This is a genomic window from Acidobacteriota bacterium (assembly GCA_038040445.1).
GTDB lineage: Bacteria > Acidobacteriota > Blastocatellia > UBA7656 > UBA7656 > Onstottus_A > Onstottus_A frigus.
The window spans coordinates 23,549-41,340 of the sequence record JBBPIG010000033.1; the positions used below are offsets into that span (position 1 = coordinate 23,549).

Genomic DNA, 17,792 nt, shown 5'->3' on the forward strand with positions numbered 1-17,792 from the left:
GGAATGTATGTCTGAAGAAACAGAAATCGCCTTCGTTGAGGAGCTTAGAAAGCACGAGAATCAATGGGTTGCTATCCATGAATCGGGTGAGAGCGAGACGATTGTGGGTAGTGGGTTGAATGCTGTCGAAGCCACGCGCGACGCGGAGGCAAAGGGATTCTACGACACGGTACTGTTCAAGGTCCTACCGACGGACCAAGCTTATGTTCCTGGTAACCGCAATCTGGCGCGACTCGTCACTTCAAATCTGCCTCGGAACCGCTCAAAAGTGATGCGGTATGTCACTGGCAAGAATCGAATTGAGAAAACTTCCTGAAAGTGACAGGAACGTGGAACGCGTTAGAACGCGCTTGCCACGTTACCTCGATACATGTCACGATAACACCCCCTAAAAGGAGGTCGCTATGGCTAAGCACACCGCGAAGAGTCCTGCCGTATCTAAAACTATTAAGTATTCGGGTGCCGAGAAAGTCGTGTCTATCTTTGCGGATAACTACGTTATTGCACATAAAGGGACTTCGGCTACTCTATATTTTTTTCAGGCGCAGTTTTCACGTCTCACCGGTACGCAAGCTACCGGTACGGCACCTGGCTACAGCCAGCAAGTCAGGGCCTCAGACGCGGAGTATCAGTGTGTTTCTCGTGTTGCGATGGATAGCGCAACATTTGATGGCCTTCTCAGAGCGATGGCAAAGAATCGAGGCCTTACTCTTCAGCCAGAGAAGAAGCAGGAAGATCAATCATGACCTTGAACATAGATGTCACATTGTCTGCACAGACGCCGAGTACGCGTGTAACGTTTGCGGAAGACGGTCGCCAAGAACAAGTAGTTACAGCGTCACCCCTGCCGGACCGCTGGGTCTACGATTTTCGAACCAACACTGCGACCGGTATGTATAGCCTTGACGAGTCATCGGCCGAACTTGAGCAGACGTTTACCAAGCTTGCAGAACAGTGGCGCAATGAGACTGCCCATTTATCGCTCGCCGGTGAGAAAGCGAATAGCTTCGCCTACCATCAGATCATGGCGATGGGCCCGAGGGTGCTACCTCTTATTTTTCGAGAACTCGAAGCTACAACGAGCGATTGGTTCTGGGCATTAAGGGCGATTGCCAGAGACAAGGCGCCAGTCATTAAGCCGGAGGACAGAGGAAGGGTCCGAAGGATAGCAGAAATATGGATGGACTGGGGGAAGCAGAATGGGTATGTCTCCGGCTGACGCCTGGGTGCGGCGCCATTTCCCAAATCTACGCAACGGCCAGTATAGAGTGACAAGTCTAGACACGCGAGATTACAACTGTCTTGCCTGGGCTGCCGGTGAGACTGATAGAAAGTGGGATCCTAATGACCCGGATCAGCATTGGCCAGATGGCGTGCCGCGCGAACAGACCATTCCTGCTTTCATTGCTGCCTATTCGACCTGTCGTTATGTAGAGTGCGACAATGGAGCTTTTGAGGAGGGTTACGAAAAGATAGCAATCTATGCTAATCAACGTGGCCCGCAGCACGCGGCTAGACAGTTAAATGGGGCGTGGAGCAGTAAACTAGGCGATGGCTGGGACATAGAGCATCCAACACTTGAAGGCGTAGAAAACAACGATTACGGTAAGCCTGTCGCCTATATGAAAAGGCCGATCATTCACGACGCGGAAATCATTCCATAGTATTTGTTGAAAGCCATTAGACTGGTGAGTCAACGTGCTCGCTCATTTACTGGCGTCAACAAATCTCAACCACGTCCGCTGCCAGCCCATATCATCAAGTATAAAAGAAGGATCACGCCGCCCAAACCAATGGCTATCAGCCAGCTCTCAATAAACCAGCGCCGCTTCAACGTGACCGTGACCTTCTGCCATATCTCCGCGATCCTGCGAAGCTCGCGCTTATCAAAAAAGCGAAGCGCGAACAGCAACAGCGGGAACAACAATGCCAGCGTCGCCTTGGTCGCCATCGACGCAAAAAGAGTGGCGCGATTTTGCGTGTCACCGTGAAACCAATCGTTGAAGTAGAAAGCCCCGACAAGCAGCGTTCCGACAGCCAGGATGGCAAACACTCGGCCCCACTCGTACCGGACTTTGAAAAACAGATTCGAAGCCCAATATCTGAGCGCACAAAACACTACGTACGACAGCAGCGTCGAGACGGTCGCTCCCATGATGCCGTATCGCGGGATCAACCAGAAGTTCAATCCGATGTTCACCATCAACGCCGCGAGGATGACTATCGGTGCAAAGATCGTCCGCTTCTTTAGAGTAATGCCGATGTTCAGCACCCGGGACGCGCAGTCGAGCACCGCTGCCAGCCCAAGCAGCGGGATTATCGTTGCCGCCGGCCAGTAGCTCTTCAAGCCGTACAACCGAAGCCCGTCTCCGGCTACCGCCGACACGCAAAGCGCGAAGAACATGCTCACGAACAGAATGTAGGTCAGCACCCGCGAGTAGTATTCTTCTGCGCCCTCTTCGTTCATCACCGAGAATCGCATCACCGTCCACACCTGACTGAACGGCACTGTCACCAGAATGGTCACAACCGATACCAGCGTGTTTGCCATCGAATAGGCGCCGAGCTCTCTCGGGGTCCCGTACCGCTCGAGGAAAAAGCGGTCGATCATCATGAATAAGTGAAACGATATCTGACCGAAGATCAACGGCGCGCCAAACGACAGCATCCCGCGAAGCTCGGTTGCGGAAAAACTCAGGCTCAAGTCGCGCCTCACCATCACGTAGAACAGCACGGCTTCAAACGCCCCGCCCACCAGCCGTCCGATCAGCACGTTACGAATATTCGCGCCGACGCCAATCACCAGGTACGTGATCAACACGAGCTGGAACAGAAATGCCGTGATGTTAAGAGCGGAATATTGGGCGGACTTGAACCTTGCGCGCAGGATCGAGTCCGGGATAAGCGTGATGACATCAAAGAAGCTGATAAGAAAAATAATCTGAATCAGGTTGGCGCGCGATCGATCGCCCTGAAAGACAATCGCCGACACCTGCGGAGCGGCCATCCACAAAAGCGCGGTCGCCGCGGCCGACGACCCAAGCAAGAAGATCAACGTCGAACCGACTATCCTACGGCGATGAGCCGTATCCTCAGTCTCGTAATAGTGGCGAAAGAACGCGTGATTGAGCCCGAACTTGAGTACGATCGTCACCAGCGTCAGCGTAACGGTGAGCAGCGACAATACGCCGAACTCGCCTGCCGGCAGATAGCGGGCGTACACCGGCACCAGCACGAGTCCGAAAGCGCTGTTGACCACGCTGCCGATGCCGAAGATCAGCGTGTGCTTGACCGTTTTCTTGATCTTGTCGTATATCGTGGCCGTTACTCCCGCCTTCGCCTGATGGACACAATCAGCGCGGCCAGCGTCAGCGCCGCAGCCGCGAGGCTAACGTACACTGATAGGAAAAAGGCCTTTGGCATAAACGCAAATGATACCACATGGCGGCCCGCGGGCACGTTTACCGCTCGCATCGTATGATTCGCCCGCAAGACCTCGACCGGCCGGCCATCCACATACCCGCGCCATCCGGGATAGTAGTTGTCGCTAAGCACGAGCAAGCCGTCTTGAGCGCTCTCGGTCTCAACTACCACCCGATTGCGTTTGTCTTCGATGATCGTCGCGGACGCAGCGCCCGGGTCGGCCGTCGCGATCCCATTCCCCGTCGCGATGACCACCGCCGTGTGCGTATCGAAGCGGATATCGCGCAACGCCTCGAGTGATGCCGCTGCGTCTCCCACCTCGATTACTGAGCTTGCGAAGAAGGCGCGAGGCATCGCGCCTTTGTTCTCGTACACGGACAGCCCTTCCGCCGTGGCTAACAAATCATAGCCGTCAATCGGGGGCGCCGATTGGCGAGTCAACACGTATCTGACGTTCAGAAGGTCGAAGAACGGAGAGTGGTACTCATCGAACACAACGTGGCTGAGGTTTTGTTGCGGTTCGATCAGCGACGCGAATTCGCGATACCATTTTGGAAACTGCTGGTTCTTTCCGGTCACCGTCGCAATCTGATAAGGCAGCAACGTATTGGGCGGCGCGATGATTTTTTCCGCGCCGGCTTCGCTCGTGACTCTGCGATTAGTCTTGAGATCAGACGGCACGACCAGCACGCGGCCGGGCAGCAACGAATGTAGCAGCTCGGTTATCTCGGTCTTCGGAAACACACGCGAGCGATCAAAGCTGCGGTCGAACTGGGAGCTGTTCCAGAACAGATCAGCCACCAGCAGCATGGTTATCAGAGCAAGAAAGCTCGGGCCGGCAAGTCGCCGTTCGCTGAACGCCCACACCAACAAGACGGCCAGGAAAAGAAGCCCCAGAGGAATCAGTATGCTCAAGCTGGGCGGCGCGAATTGAGCGCTCAGTGCAACGACCGCTCTTCGGATGAAAGCTACGCGGCCTCTCTCACCCGCATCAACGGTGACTCCGCTGAGCGACAACAAGTACGAACCGATCACCGCAAGCAGGACGAACGCTGCAATCCCAATGGCGAAGCGCCGCGCGAGCTTGCCGAATGCGCGAAGCCGCTCCGCGCCGGACCAAAGAAGCAAGTCCGTTCCAAACGCTACGAGCACCGCCGCCCCGAAAAGAAACAGGACGCCGGCGCGAACCGCGACTCGAATGATCTGAAGGATCGGTATGTATCGAGTAAGAGGAACATACAGGGGCGTGGTCATCATTATGATCAGCGACAACCCCGCGAGCATAGCGAAGAAGGCGACGTGATTGCGAAATGCAACGTCGGAGTTCGAAGTCTGAAAGAGACGTTTACTTCCTGTCTGCCTGAGCAAGTAAATACAAAAGCCAAGGGGCGCTAGCGCCGCTACGCCAAGATAAAGAATATGGTCGTGCGAGACCCCAAGCGCCGTGAATAGCGTGAGCATCTTCGCGTCGTAGGCCGCACCGAACAGGTTCGGAAAGATCAACGTGCCCGCGTACCACGGCGGCAGGTAGACGTAGCCAAGCTCCGCGCCCACTATCTTGCGATTCGAGTACGACAGCAGCTCCAACGACGGCGCCCATTGCGTCGCTGAAAGCGCGAAGCCCACAGCCAGCGTCAAACCCATCATCATAACCACGCGCCTGATCGCGCGGCTCCCGTTGGAACGCCGGACGAACGCGAAGAAGAGGTAGTACACGATAACCGCGCCAACGTAGTAGATCTGATTCGGGAGATACCCGCAGAAAAACTGCGCCGCCAGACACACACCCGCCAGCATCGCCTGCACGTAGCTCTTGCGTTGGATGCTGCGATCCGCAAACAACATGATCAACGGGAGCCACATCAATCCGCCCCACCAGCCGAGCCCGGTCAGGTGCAGCATCGAGTGGGCGGAGAACTCAAACACCAGCGAGCCCATCAAGGCGCCGCCCCCGCCGGCGCCCATGGACACAAGGAAGATGTACATGAAAACCGCCGCCAGCATTAGCTCCGTTATGCGCGCGACAGAATAACCAAGCGGTACGTCGAAGAACTTGTAGAACAACAGAAAAGGCGAGAGCGTGCGGGTGACTCCGTCAGCGTAGATGGGATGCCCCGCCATCGTGAAAGGGTTCCACAGCGGAAGCTCGCCATCACGATACGCGGACACTACGAAGTAGTCCCGAGTCACGTATGTGTCCGTCAGGTCGCGGCGATTGTAAGGGTAGTCCGATTGTCCGGCGTGGTAGCCCCAGGGCAACTGATTGTTAAGCGTGTTGACGTCGATGAGCGTTTCGCCGAGAAAGAACACGCGCCAGAACATCGCGATGACGGCTGCCACTATCACGATGACGTTGACTGCATGCCTCGTGAGACCAGCGTTGCCGGATGAAGAGTCAAGTGGACGCGAGTCGTTCGGTGATGCGGAACGCTCGACCTCTGGCTCAGCCATCATCCTTCATCCCCTCATCCTACAAGTAGCCGAGACCGCGCAGCTTGTCCTCGACCATCCGCTCTTCTTCCGCGGTCAGCCGAGTCTGATCGGAGCCGGTCTGCAAACCGGCGGAGTCGGCCTGCAATGGGTGCGCTGCCAGGAAGGCTTCTGTGAAGGCTGCTTGAATCACGTGGCCGTCCAGCTTATCAGGTACCGGCATGCCCGCTGCGTAGGTCATCGTCGGAACCAGGTCATAGACCGATGGCGAAGCCGTCAGCCTGGTCGAGCGCAGGCCCGGTCCTTTGCAGATCAAGATGCCCTCAGGCCGGTGATCGCCGCTCCACCAGAATCCGCGCGCGCGAACTTCTTCTGGCGGCCCACCAAGCCGGGCCGCCGAGTTCCAGTAGACATAAAGATCGCTCGCACGCTCGGTGAACGGGCCCGAATAAACCTCGTCGCGCCGAACTATCCGGTCGACTACCTTGTTTCCCCCGTCGTCGGTCCACTCGCTTAGATCTTCGATAATTCGGGAGCAGACTTCCTCGTAGGCGCTGCGCTTGACGATGCCGCCAGCGTTACGTCCTTCAAGGTTGATATTGATGACGTGGCGGCCGGGCTCGGTGTAGGCGATCGTCCGCTCCCAATCGATCGAAGAATAAAACGAATCCTTCTCCGCAGTCTGTAATCGCGCGATGCGATCTTCACCCACTCCGGCCTTGACGCGTTCCCTGACGGACACGGGCAGGAGACTGCGAGCAGCGCGGCGGCCGGCGCTGATAAACGACAGCCGGCCCGACGAGCGTCCGCTTCGAACCATGTAGCCTTTTCCTTCGAGCCACGCCGCCAGATGATAGGACGCGCCGGTGTGTGGTCCCATCCCGTGGTCCGAGATCACAAAGACTTGAGTCTCATCGTTCGCGCGGTTCAGCAGCCGCGCAATTGCTCGATCAAGCGCTCGATAGATTTCAAGAAGCGGATTGCTCGCCGCCGTCTCGGAAGGTTGATCGCCATGCAAGCCTTCATGGTATTTCCACAGATTGTGCCCCGCCCAATCGCTTGCCGTGTAGACCGTCATGAAAAAATCAACCGGCCTGTTTGCGATCAGATACTCCGCGGCGTCCGTCTGAGTCTCGATCAACTTCATCCAGGCGGTTGTCGCATCGTCGAGCCGGCCGGCTCTCATCAAATCACCCAGACCCTGCGGGGCGAAATCATAATTTGAGAATCGGCTGAAGAATTCGCCGCGGAGCTTTTCTGGACAGAACGCGCGCTCGTTCAAAGACGGGGCGTCGAGCCCGCTAACCATGAAGCCGCCAGCCTCGCACTGAGCCGGATAGGTCATCGGCACGTTTAGAAATCCGCAAGTGAGCCCATGCCTCGATAGATGTGAGCTGAGCAACTCGCCCGTTCGGTCCCCGCCTTTGAAGAAGACTTGCTTGCCGGTTGCGAAGTCGCGATCGGAAAAAACAAACAACCCGTGACGGCCTGGAATCAGTCCCGTCAGTATCGAAGTCCATGCGGACGCGCTGTGCATATTCGGAGTTGACATCAAACGCGATGACGCTCCTTCGTTCATTAGCCGCGCCAGTGCGGGAAGATGGCCGGCCGCGGTCCACGGTTCGATGAGATCCATCGTGGCCGCGTCAAGACCGATGACTAGAATCTTCATAAACAGCTCAATGACATCGGAAACGGAGAAAGCGTTGAAAAATGAAAATTTCCACTTTCAGCGGTTTCGCTCGCAGCAATCTTCAATTTGCAATTTTCATTTTCATTGTTCAATTCACTCCGGCTTGCGCGGATGAAACTTGTACCGTCTTAGATAACGCGCCCCGCCTACTCGATATAGCCCAGCGCTTTCAGGCGCTCACGCAGTTCTGCCTCTTCGCGCGCGTTGTAGACTGACTGAACCGACGCTTCGCTTGTAGTTGCCGCCGGTTGCTTGTATGAGGTGCCCCGTCGCGGAGATTCCATCGTCTCATCAAACACTTCTGTCAGCACGCGGCCATCCATATCCGTCGTCAGCGAACAACCTAGTGACGCCAGCGCGGTGGGACCGACATCGCGCAAGTTTGGCTGATTGAAAAGACTGGCCTCGCGTCCGATGCGGCGACCCCATGCGATGAATATCCCATCGCGTGAGTGAGTGCCCGTCGTCGAATCCGCCGGCACGACTACCTCGCCGTAGCTTGGACGCTCATTGTAAACATACTCATCGCGACGCGGGACCATCACCAGATCCGGCAGCCTGCTTGACCACGCGCCGTTGAATGCCTCCTCGCGGCGCATTGCCCGTTCAAACACCGGCTCTCCATCGTCAGGCGCGATCAGTTGCAGCAGCGCGCTCCGGGCTTCTTCGACAACGCTATCGAATGCGTCTTCGCTCACGATGCCTTCGCTTTCGCGGCCCGCCAAGTTCACCCAGACTCCTTTGTCTTGAGAGAAGAACGCGCGCGTCCGCGACCAGTCGATCTCTTCAAGAAAGCCGCCGCCGTATTCCACTTTTCTATCAAGAACGCTTCCATTCGGAACTGCCGCCGAAATTCTCCGCGCGATCTTTCCCTTAAGCGCTCTGACTCGAGCAATGCTCTTGCGCGAAGCGGGTGACTTGAATGTCAGCAGCCCGGCGGAAGCCAGCAGCTCATTGACTCGGACTTCAAACAGCTCCGAACAGAAGCCGTGGTCCGAGACCACCAGCACTCTGGTCTCGGCGGGAAGCTGCTCGATCAATCTCCCAACTGCAAGGTCGAGCCGTTGATATGTCTCGTGAATGAACTCTCGAAACTCGGGCGGTGTTTTTGGGTCGTGGCGTGGATGCGCCGGGTCCATATCGGCCCAGTAGTCGTGCTGCGCTCGATCGAGCACCGAGAAGACCACCATCAGAAAATCCCACTCGCCTCGCTGCATCAAAAATCTGAGAGCGCGTTCGCGGACTTCGGTCGCTCGCCGAAACTCATTCGCGCGTGCATGCTTGTCGGGGATTCTCTCAGGCTCGATAACGTAATTTGGAAACTCCGCGAGCAATTCGCTCTTGAGCGAAGCCGGATGCGTAAACTCTGACCCGCGGCCCGGCGTTAGCATTCCGGTCACCATCAAGCCGTTGATCGGCTCGGGCGGATAGGTCGTCGGGACATTGAGCACAATCGAGCGTCCGCCGTGTTCAGTCAAGATATCCCACACCGGTCTCGTCATTATGTCGCGCCCGCTCATAGCGCGTACCGTGTACTTCGAAGGGTTCTTGATGAACGGCGAGAAGACTCCGTGCATGCCTTCGCTGGTGCCGGTTGTGCAGCTAGCCCAGCCGGGAAAACTATTTGGCAGGATGGTGGAGCGAAGCGGCGCACTCACGCCCTCGCGCATCAGCCGCGCAAGAACCGGCAAACGGCCCGCGCTCGCAAGCGGATTGATTATGTCGAACGTCGCGCCGTCCAGTCCTATGATTACCGTCTTCATTCTTGTTTCTTAGGTCTCAAGCTGAACGATCATTAGCAACCACAAAGGCACAAAGACACTAAGACAGGATTTCTTTGTGGCTTTGTGCCTTTGTGTTTAGGTTCCGTCGTCTACGCATAGCCAGGCGCTTCAAGTCGGCGGCGAACTTCTTCCTCATCCTCTTCGGTGTAGCTGCTCGGCGCGGACGCCACCAGGGACATGTTTTCAAGCTTCGCGATTATTCGAGCCGCGCTTTCCTCGGGCAATTCTCGATCCGTTTCAACGATTACTTCCGAAGCAAGCGGCGCTTCATAAGGATCGTCGACGCCGGTGAAATTCTTGATCTCACCGGCGAGCGCCTTCTTGTACAGGCCCTTCACGTCGCGCTTGGCCAACACGTCGATCGGACACTTCACGTACACTTCGACAAAGGCGCCGATATCGCGCCGCAGTTCGTCGCGCACTTCGCGATAAGGCGAGATCGCCGCCGCGATCGCGACGACGCCGTTGCGAGTCAGGAGATTGCACACAAAACCAATTCGTCGAATGTTTGTGTCGCGGTCTTCTTTAGAAAAGCCAAGCCCCTTTGAAAGATTAGTCCGGATGACATCGCCGTCGAGCACTTCTACCCTGTGGCCTCGAGCGTCCAATTCGCTTTCGACAAGCCGAGCAAGCGTGGTCTTACCCGCGCCCGAAAGCCCCGTAAACCATAATGTAAACCCCTTTTGTTCCATCTGCTCTCCCGTTTGATAGATAGTCCGTTCATTCTATTGCGAAAGGCGCTGATCGTGCAAAGGAGCGAATATACACGACCACTTCGACTTGCGAAAGAACGCGGCCGATTCGGTAGTGTCCTAATCTTGTGTTGATATTTGCAGGCGCCCTGGAGCACGACACCGATGACGGGCGACGGAATATTTGGACTGCGGCGGCCTTTGTGCGTTGCCGCCGCTTTTGGTTATCGCCCACGAAACGACACAAAGCGGTGGCAACGCAAAGACGCCACCGCAGTCCAAATACGCGGTCGCCCGATAGTGTCCTAGTCGACCAACACAAGATTAGGACACTACCGCCGATTCGAAGCGAGCAGACTGAAGTCCGCAACAGCAGGCCGAAGATCATCGACTAGCCAAGGCGCCGCCGGGCAGGGTCTGAGAAGGTACCTGCCTGAGAGCGGCGCAGTCCAAAGCGGTATGAATGTTCGCCTTGACATGACTCCGCCTTAAAGTTAATAATCGCGGCGCTTCAACGACCTATTTCCGGTCTGCCAGCGTTTTCATTTGAGCTGCCTACTGGTCCAGAGCCCGCCTCTGCGGAGCTCTCATCCAACATCGAGAGGGGAACGCAATCGGATGGAGACCAAGCGAGCCGATCAGCGGAGCGTCAATCGAACGACGTTCCGGGGGCTGTTCCGGGTCAAGCCACTCGATGCGATTCTCGAAGACGCCGAAGAGCCTGAGCATCAACTAAAGCGCGCGCTCGGTCCCGTCCAACTCACCCTCTTTGGCATAGGCGCGATCATCGGCGCTGGGATATTCGCCACAATCGGTACGGCTGCCGCGGGCGACGCGAACAGGCCAGGCGCGGGACCGGCGCTGATGGTTTCGTTCCTGATCACTGCAATCGTCTGCGCGTTTACCGCGCTCTGCTACGCCGAATTCGCTTCGATGGTCCCGATTTCGGGCTCGGCCTACACATACTCTTACGCGACGCTTGGCGAAGTAATCGCCTGGATCATCGGCTGGGACCTGATCATCGAATACGCGGTTGGAAACATCGCGGTCGCGATAAGCTGGGCGAATTACTTCAAGACGTTGCTCGCCGGTCTGCACATCCCGGGGGTTGCGCCAAGCGGCATCCACATTCCTGATTGGATATCGATGGACTATCGCACCGCGGCGAAGGTGCCTGGAGTCTACGAAAATGCTCCGCACATATTCGGCAAGCCGATAATCTTCAACGTGCTTGCGGTTGCCATCGTCGCCCTCGTCACGATTGTCCTGATCTGGGGCATACGCGAGAGCGCTCGCTTCAACGCGGTGATGGTCGGCATCAAAATCCTGGTGCTCACGTTTTTCATAGTCGTCGGGTTCACTTACGTTCAACCCGCCAACTGGACCCCGTTCAGCCCGACTGGGTTTGCCGGCATCAGCGCGGGCGCCGCCATTGTGTTCTTTGCGTACATCGGCTTCGACGCGGTTTCGACCGTCGCCGAAGAAACCAGGAATCCGCGGCGCAATTTGCCGATTGGGATCATCGCTTCGTTGATTATCTGCACCCTCTTTTACGCCGTGGTTGCTTGTGTGTTTACCGGCCTGATCTCGTACCCCGAGTTGAAGGCCAAACTCGCAACCGAGCAAGCCGAACCGCTCACTATGGCCTTGCAGCACGTTGGGCAGCAATTTAATACCGACCTGGGATGGGCAGTCGGCATCGTGGCGTTCGGATCGGTCATCGCGCACACGGCGGTTCTGTTAGTGTTTCAGCTCGGTCAGCCGCGCATCTTTTTCTCGATGGCGCGCGACGGATTGTTGCCAAAGGTCTTCTACAAGGTCCATCCGCGATTCCGGACTCCACACATCTCGACGATACTGACTGGCGTCTTCGTAGCCTCGTTCGCAGCGGTCGCAAGCATCGACGAGATGGTCGATCTCACTAACATCGGGACGTTGTTCGCATTCATACTGGTCTGCGCCGGAATAATAGTCTTGCGGGTCAAAGATCCCGAGCGGCACCGTCCATTCCGCGTGCCCTTTGGCTTGGTGATTCCGGTTCTTGGCATCATCTCCTGTCTTTATCTGATCTACTTTTTGCCGCCGACCTCGTGGCTGCGGTTCGCGGCGTGGCTGAATCTCGGATTCGTGATCTACGTCGGCTACGGCGCCGTTCACAGCCGCTTGACCGGGCGCGAACACGCAGAGCGGCCAGCCGAGCACGACGCGCGAACGGCTTACACGGGCGCCTGGCTTGCGATCATTGGAGTTGGGCTGCTCGTTTTCATGCGAGGCTTCGACATATGGCTTGAAGCGCTCAAGGCGCGTGCAGACATGACCGGCTTGTCGAAGATGATTGCTGCGCTTGGCGACGTATTCAAGTCGGCGCCGTGGCTGGAAGTCTCATGGTTCTTGATCGTACCGCTGGCGCTGAATGCATTCGTGCTTTGCCCGATCGTGATAACGCGGGCGCTACGGGCATCGCGCAAAGGCGGGGGCGAGGGCCAGGCCGGCATCACATCGGCAAGCTTGATCATTGCCATCGTTCTTGCGGCGGTGACGGTAGTGTATTTCTTGCTGCTAGCGAGGCACAATCCTTAGGGCGAGGCCTGTCCGACAAACTTCAGTTTGTCGTGACTTTCGGCATCTGCTCTTCAGGGTAAGCAGACGACAAACTGAAGTTTGTTGGACAATTCTTCGGAGGAGACCACAATGGCGGACGCTGCCGTCGCAGTCGAAGACAAAAAGACCGGATTTGTTCGCGGGCTCGGACTGCTGGACTCAACGACGATTGTAGCCGGTTCGATGATCGGGTCGGGAATCTTCATCGTCTCGGCCGAGATGGCCCGGCAAGTCGGCTCGCCCGGTTGGCTTCTTGTCGCATGGATTGTCACGGGGTTGCTGACGGTGATAGGCGCGCTCAGCTACGGTGAGCTTGCCGCGATGATGCCAAAGGCTGGAGGCCAGTACGTCTACATTCGCGAGGCTTTCTCGCCAATCTGGGGATTCCTCTACGGATGGACCCTGTTCATGGTGATTCAGACGGGGACGATCGCGGCAGTCGCAGTGGGGTTCGCCAGGTACTTTGGCGTAATGTGGCCGACGCTTTCGGAAAGCAACTACATCGTGAGGCCGATTCATCTCGGGTCGAGCTACGCGATTTCGCTTTCGACCGCGCAGTTGGTTGGTTTGTTGATGATTGTGCTGCTGACGTGGATGAACACGCGCGGGCTGAAGCTCGGCAAGTTCGTGCAGAACGTTTTCACCTTTGCCAAGACTGGCGCGCTGATAGCTTTGATCGTGCTTGGACTTGTCATAGGTTTGCTGAGCGGAACCGCGGCACACGCCAACTTTGCAGACCTCTGGACTGTGCGGGGCAAGCTTCAAGCTGTAGGGCCCAACCTAACGGCGATCACCACCCTCGGTTTGTTCGTGGGAATTTGCGTTTCGCAAACCAACTCGCTGTTCTCTGCCGACGCATGGAACAACATCACTTTCACCGCTGGAGAGGTGAAAAACCCGAAACGCAACATCCCGCTGTCGCTTGCATTCGGAACCTCTCTGGTCATCGCGTTGTACCTTCTGGCGAATTTCGCTTACCTGGTGACGCTTCCGTTCGAGACGATTCAAACCGTACCCAGCGATCGAGTGGCTTCAGCTACTGCCGACGTCATCTTCCCGGGCGCGGGCGCGACGATAATGGCAGTCTTTATCATGGTGTCGACCTTCGGCTGCAACAACGGGTTGATTCTGGCTGGGGCGCGGGCTTACTGGGCGATGGCTCGCGACGGATTGTTCTTCAGATCGGCCGGTGAGCTGAACACCAGGCACGTGCCGGCGTGGGGCCTCGTGATTCAGGGTATATGGGCGGCCGTTCTGGTGTTACCGCGGACGATAACTGGGACCAATGCGGCAACCGGCGATCCCACCTACGGGAACTTGTATGGAGACCTGCTGACTTACGTGATTTCGGCGGCGCTTATCTTTTACATCCTGACGATTGCGGGAATCTTCAGACTGCGACGGACGCGCCCCGACGTCGAGCGGCCGTATCGGGCGTTCGGTTATCCGATAGTTCCGGCGTTGTACATCGTCGGAGCGGCGGTGATTTTGGCGGTGCTGTTGATGTATCAGACGGCAACGACTCTGCCGGGCTTGATCATCATCGGAACAGGCATCCCGGTTTACTTTATCTGGCGAAAAGTAGGTGTGGCTTCGCCGGAGCAGGAAGCGCAGTGAGGTCCCGCAGTGAATGCAGGTTTCGAAACAATGAGTGATGATACAAGTGGAACGAATCGATAGGGAGACCACTAGTTTCTAATCTTAGACTCATCACTCATCACAGTCACTACTCTTAGGACTCGCGGAGGATTTATTGATGGCCAATCAACTTTTCGCAAGAAAACCGCTCGAAGTATTGCTCGCTGAAATGAAGGGCGATCACAGGCTTCGCCGAGTACTCGGCCCGGTTCAGCTCACATCTCTTGGGGTCGGCGCGATCATCGGCGCCGGCATCTTTGTAGCAACCGGGGCGGCTGCTCATAACACCGCCGGTCCCGCGCTTATGATTTCGTATTGCGTCGCCGGCATTACATGCGTGTTCGCGGCCCTCTGTTACGCCGAGTTCGCCTCTATGGCGCCGGTTGCGGGTTCGGCGTTCACCTATGCCTATGCCACGTTGGGCGAGCTATTCGCCTGGATCATTGGCTGGGACCTGGTGCTCGAATACGCGGTGGGATCGGCAACGGTAGCCAACGGCTGGTCGAGCTTCTTCCAGAGTCTGCTTCCAGGGATGGGCATCCACTTGCCCGATGCGATCAGGCAGGCGCCCATTGTCTACGACGCCACTGCGGGACATTTCGTCAGAACCAATGGCATCGTGAATCTTCCTGCGGTAATCATCGTGCTCATCGTCACGGCCGTGCTGGTGAAGGGCATCCAGGAAAGCGCCAGCTTCAACGCCACTATGGTCTTCATAAAGGTAGCGGCCGTGCTATTCGTCATCGTAGTGGGCGCCTTTTACATCAACCCCGACAACTGGAAACCTTTCTCGCCCTATGGATGGGGCGGGCTGAACGTCATGGGATATACGGTGTGGGGCGAAACTGTCGGCGGCACGCCAGTTGGGATGCTCGCTGGGAGCGCGATCATCTTTTTTGCTTACATTGGCTTCGACTCGGTTTCGACGCACGCCGAGGAGGCAAAGCGGCCAAGCCGCGACGTCCCGATTGCCATCGTCACCTCATTGCTCATCTGCACCGTGCTTTACGTGGCGGTCGTGGTCGTGCTCACTGGCATGGTGAAATACACTCGGATCGACACGGGAGCCGGTGTCTCGGCGGCCTTCAAGGAAGTTGGGCTGCCCTGGGCCGAGATCATAATCGCATCGGCGGGCGTCGCCGGCATCACGTCGGTGCTTTTGGTGATGATGCTGTCCGGGCCGCGGGTCTTTCTGGCGATGGCGCGCGACGGGCTTGTTCCGCCGAAATTCTTTGCCGATATACATCCGCGCTTCCGCACGCCTTGGAAGACCACGATGCTTATCGGCGCCTTTGTATCGATAGGAGCTGGGCTGCTACCCATCGACGCCTTGCTCCAGATGACCAACATCGGAACGCTCTTCGCATTCGCGGTGGTCTGCGGGGCCGTGCTGATCATGCGCCGAACACACCCGAACGCGGAGCGCCCATTCCGTTGCCCGTTAGTGCCGCTCGTCCCCATCCTCGGCATCCTCATGTGTTTGATGCTGATGTTTTCATTGCCGGCGGCCAACTGGTTGCGCCTGATTGTCTGGCTTCTGATCGGGCTGGTCATCTATTTCCTCTACGGCCGGCGTCATAGCTTCATGAAGAAGTATCTTGCTCATGAAATCTCTGCCCACGGCGTTTCGCCCGGCGGGGCACTGGTAGACGACGTCGAGACCAAGGACGAAGCTCATCCCGATAAGCACAAGTAAACGCTTTGACAATGCCTGGGAAGCGCCGTCCGGGTCGCTCATCTCTTGCGGAAGTGAAACTGAAAAGTAAAGAGCGGCCTGGACGGTCAGGGCTTTCAGCACGCAAGTTGACGCTCATCGCTCCCCGCAGCTAGAATCTGCTTTACTTTGAAGCTATCATCGCGCGGTTAAATCTAGGGGGATGTGGCGGAACTGGCAGACGCGAAGGTCTCAAAAACCTTTAAGGGTAACCTTGTGTGGGTTCGATTCCCACCATCCCCACCAAGATCAGCAGGCAGAAGGCAGCGGGCAGAAGGCAGCACGGCTCAATCTAGTTGCATCGCGCTGCCGTTAGACCCCCTGACTTCTTTCTGGACACTCCCACTGTCTTATGAAGAAGCCTGAAATCAGCTTCGACACAATTCCGCGCTCCGCGGTCTCGAAGACCACTCTAAAGATTTGCCTCAAGTGCGCGTTCGACGTATTCACTAAACAGCTCAAGCTCACGCCGCGCACCGCCTACTCGGAACTCAAAAAGCACGTACCAGAAGAAGCCGACATCACCGGCTCGGCTACCTCGCGCCCTCACTTCTTCGGCGAGCCCGGCGTCGATCATTGTCCATATTGTAACGGCCCGAAGCGTTGGTTCGCGGAATTTCATGCTATTCGCATCGACGCTCATCCGTCATTCGAGAAAGAACGGAAGAAGCTTTGGGCCGTGCTCAAGAAGCAACCGGATCGCTATGCGCTCTGGAGCCTCGAACGAACCCAGATGCAAATCTTTTCTGAGTGGCTCGAGCGGTTGAACCGCAGCGTTAGCTTTGAGGGTGATCAGTGGTTGCTCGAAGCCGCGGTCTCGCACATCAAGCGCTCCGCGCCATCGCATGACTGGGACACCTTGCTATCAAGCGGAGTGCGAAGGGTCCAGCTCTCGCGGCAGGCGGAAGAGACCTTTAGTTACCAGGACGCGTGGCTGTACGTCTCGCCTGCGTTGTATGGCGACGTGATTATGGTGCAGCACCTGATCTCGCGCTCACATCAACACGGCGGGCGAACCTTCGAAGGAAGACTCACGTTTCAGGAACTGATCAGGCGGCTGCGAAGGATCGGCTATTTCGAGGCGAAGGGCATCGATGCGAACGATCAGTATGAAGCGTTCGAGCAAGCGATTGCCGCGCTGGTTGATTCGGGACCCGGCGCCGTGTACTATGCGGTGGACCGCAAAGACTATCTGGACAAATTGAAATCAGTTTACGAGAAGAAACGCGACAAATGAAAATCAAGACGATATTGATCAGCATTGTCATAGGACTGCTCCTCGCAGTTCCGGTCTGCGCTCAGGACACAAGCGGATCAGGATTCGTGATCTCGCTCAAAAACGGAAGCACGATTCGCGGCCGCACGCTCTCGCGCGATGACGCGACCGGCAAGCTCCGCCTGGCGATGACCGAAGCGATCGGCGGTGAAGCACGGAGCTACGCCGTCATCGCTCCCGAGGACACGGCGGAGATTCGTTCGTCGACTAGCGACGCCGACTCGATTCGAATAAGGCTAAAGGGCGGGAGCGACCTGCGCTGCAAAGAATTCGCGCTCAACGGCGACTCCGTCGCAGTGAAGCTCGGCTCCGCGAGTAAGGTGGAAGTTCGGTGGAGTGATATCGAATCGATAAGCTTTGTGCAGTGAAGGCCGAGGATAGAGGATCGAAGATCGAGGATAGAGGATAGAGGATAGAGGATAGAGGATAGAGGATAGATGATCGAGGATAGATGATCGAAGATCGCCTGTTTGCATCCTCTCGTCTCGATTCTCAATCTTCTATCCTCAATCTTCTATCTATCCCCAATCTTCTATCCCCA

14 protein-coding genes and 1 tRNA gene are annotated in these 17,792 nt (G+C 56.8%); 10 read left to right on the forward strand and 5 right to left on the reverse strand.

Annotated features, from left to right (window positions below; all coding sequences use genetic code 11):
- The first annotated feature begins 7 nt into the window (after window positions 1–7).
- The 4 genes from AABO57_25435 to AABO57_25450 all read left to right on the forward strand — a co-directional run bounded on the left by AABO57_25435 (window position 8) and on the right by AABO57_25450 (window position 1,664).
- A complete protein-coding gene (locus AABO57_25435) occupies window positions 8–316 on the forward strand; it encodes a hypothetical protein (protein ID MEK6289077.1) in 309 nt (102 codons plus the stop codon).
- An 88-nt stretch (window positions 317–404) separates the two neighbouring features.
- Window positions 405–746, forward strand: a complete 342-nt coding sequence (locus AABO57_25440) for a hypothetical protein (protein MEK6289078.1) — start codon at window positions 405–407, stop codon at window positions 744–746.
- Window positions 743–1,219, forward strand: coding sequence for a hypothetical protein (locus AABO57_25445; protein MEK6289079.1), 477 nt, complete (start codon window positions 743–745; stop codon window positions 1,217–1,219). Before AABO57_25440 ends, AABO57_25445 begins: the two co-directional genes overlap by 4 nt.
- Window positions 1,206–1,664 carry a hypothetical protein gene (locus tag AABO57_25450; GenBank protein MEK6289080.1) on the forward strand — a complete coding sequence of 153 codons (459 nt, stop codon included), beginning with the start codon at window positions 1,206–1,208 and terminating at the stop codon, window positions 1,662–1,664. The genes AABO57_25445 and AABO57_25450 overlap by 14 nt, the downstream gene beginning before the upstream one ends.
- 65 nt (window positions 1,665–1,729) lie before the next feature.
- On the opposite strand, the gene AABO57_25455 is transcribed toward AABO57_25450, so the two are convergent.
- The 5 genes from AABO57_25455 to cysC all read right to left on the reverse strand — a co-directional run bounded on the left by AABO57_25455 (window position 1,730) and on the right by cysC (window position 10,022).
- Window positions 1,730–3,316 carry an oligosaccharide flippase family protein gene (locus AABO57_25455; GenBank protein ID MEK6289081.1) on the reverse strand — a complete coding sequence of 529 codons (1,587 nt, stop codon included), beginning with the start codon at window positions 3,314–3,316 and terminating at the stop codon, window positions 1,730–1,732.
- Window positions 3,317–3,324: 8 nt separating this feature from the next.
- Window positions 3,325–5,877 (reverse strand): YfhO family protein, encoded by a 2,553-nt coding sequence (locus AABO57_25460; GenBank protein ID MEK6289082.1) that lies wholly within the window; start codon window positions 5,875–5,877, stop codon window positions 3,325–3,327.
- Window positions 5,878–5,893: 16 nt separating this feature from the next.
- Window positions 5,894–7,525 (reverse strand): alkaline phosphatase family protein, encoded by a 1,632-nt coding sequence (locus AABO57_25465; protein ID MEK6289083.1) that lies wholly within the window; start codon window positions 7,523–7,525, stop codon window positions 5,894–5,896.
- Window positions 7,526–7,692: 167 nt separating this feature from the next.
- Complete coding sequence (locus tag AABO57_25470; protein MEK6289084.1) at window positions 7,693–9,309, reverse strand: alkaline phosphatase family protein; 1,617 nt, start codon at window positions 9,307–9,309, stop codon at window positions 7,693–7,695.
- A gap of 110 nt (window positions 9,310–9,419) precedes the next feature.
- Complete coding sequence (cysC, locus tag AABO57_25475) at window positions 9,420–10,022, reverse strand: adenylyl-sulfate kinase (protein ID MEK6289085.1); 603 nt, start codon at window positions 10,020–10,022, stop codon at window positions 9,420–9,422.
- A gap of 618 nt (window positions 10,023–10,640) precedes the next feature.
- Between cysC and AABO57_25480 the strand changes: the two genes are divergently transcribed.
- The 6 genes from AABO57_25480 to AABO57_25505 all read left to right on the forward strand — a co-directional run bounded on the left by AABO57_25480 (window position 10,641) and on the right by AABO57_25505 (window position 17,619).
- Window positions 10,641–12,602 (forward strand): amino acid permease, encoded by a 1,962-nt coding sequence (locus AABO57_25480; GenBank protein MEK6289086.1) that lies wholly within the window; start codon window positions 10,641–10,643, stop codon window positions 12,600–12,602.
- Window positions 12,603–12,713: 111 nt separating this feature from the next.
- Entirely contained in the window at window positions 12,714–14,240 is a 1,527-nt protein-coding gene (locus AABO57_25485; protein ID MEK6289087.1) for an amino acid permease, read from the forward strand.
- A gap of 139 nt (window positions 14,241–14,379) precedes the next feature.
- Window positions 14,380–15,957: an amino acid permease gene (locus AABO57_25490; GenBank protein ID MEK6289088.1), complete on the forward strand. Its 1,578-nt coding sequence runs from the start codon at window positions 14,380–14,382 to the stop codon at window positions 15,955–15,957.
- Window positions 15,958–16,134: 177 nt separating this feature from the next.
- Window positions 16,135–16,221 (forward strand) — tRNA-Leu (locus AABO57_25495).
- 106 nt (window positions 16,222–16,327) lie between these two features.
- A complete protein-coding gene (locus tag AABO57_25500) occupies window positions 16,328–17,212 on the forward strand; it encodes a hypothetical protein (protein ID MEK6289089.1) in 885 nt (294 codons plus the stop codon).
- Window positions 17,209–17,619, forward strand: a complete 411-nt coding sequence (locus AABO57_25505; GenBank protein MEK6289090.1) for a hypothetical protein — start codon at window positions 17,209–17,211, stop codon at window positions 17,617–17,619. Before AABO57_25500 ends, AABO57_25505 begins: the two co-directional genes overlap by 4 nt.
- The last annotated feature ends 173 nt before the right edge of the window (window positions 17,620–17,792 follow it).

Bases quoted from the DNA above. Each gene is read 5' to 3' on its own strand.
- AABO57_25440 (MEK6289078.1), top strand. From the start codon at position 405: ATGGCTAAGCACACCGCGAAGAGTCCTGCCGTATCTAAAACTATTAAG.
- AABO57_25485 (MEK6289087.1), top strand. From the start codon at position 12,714: ATGGCGGACGCTGCCGTCGCAGTCGAAGACAAAAAGACCGGATTTGTT.
- AABO57_25460 (MEK6289082.1), bottom strand. From the start codon at position 5,877: ATGATGGCTGAGCCAGAGGTCGAGCGTTCCGCATCACCGAACGACTCG.
- AABO57_25450 (MEK6289080.1), top strand. From the start codon at position 1,206: ATGTCTCCGGCTGACGCCTGGGTGCGGCGCCATTTCCCAAATCTACGC.
- AABO57_25505 (MEK6289090.1), top strand. From the start codon at position 17,209: ATGAAAATCAAGACGATATTGATCAGCATTGTCATAGGACTGCTCCTC.
- AABO57_25435 (MEK6289077.1), top strand. From the start codon at position 8: ATGTCTGAAGAAACAGAAATCGCCTTCGTTGAGGAGCTTAGAAAGCAC.
- AABO57_25465 (MEK6289083.1), bottom strand. From the start codon at position 7,525: ATGAAGATTCTAGTCATCGGTCTTGACGCGGCCACGATGGATCTCATC.
- AABO57_25490 (MEK6289088.1), top strand. From the start codon at position 14,380: ATGGCCAATCAACTTTTCGCAAGAAAACCGCTCGAAGTATTGCTCGCT.
- AABO57_25445 (MEK6289079.1), top strand. From the start codon at position 743: ATGACCTTGAACATAGATGTCACATTGTCTGCACAGACGCCGAGTACG.
- AABO57_25480 (MEK6289086.1), top strand. From the start codon at position 10,641: ATGGAGACCAAGCGAGCCGATCAGCGGAGCGTCAATCGAACGACGTTC.
- AABO57_25500 (MEK6289089.1), top strand. From the start codon at position 16,328: ATGAAGAAGCCTGAAATCAGCTTCGACACAATTCCGCGCTCCGCGGTC.
- AABO57_25470 (MEK6289084.1), bottom strand. From the start codon at position 9,309: ATGAAGACGGTAATCATAGGACTGGACGGCGCGACGTTCGACATAATC.
- cysC (MEK6289085.1), bottom strand. From the start codon at position 10,022: ATGGAACAAAAGGGGTTTACATTATGGTTTACGGGGCTTTCGGGCGCG.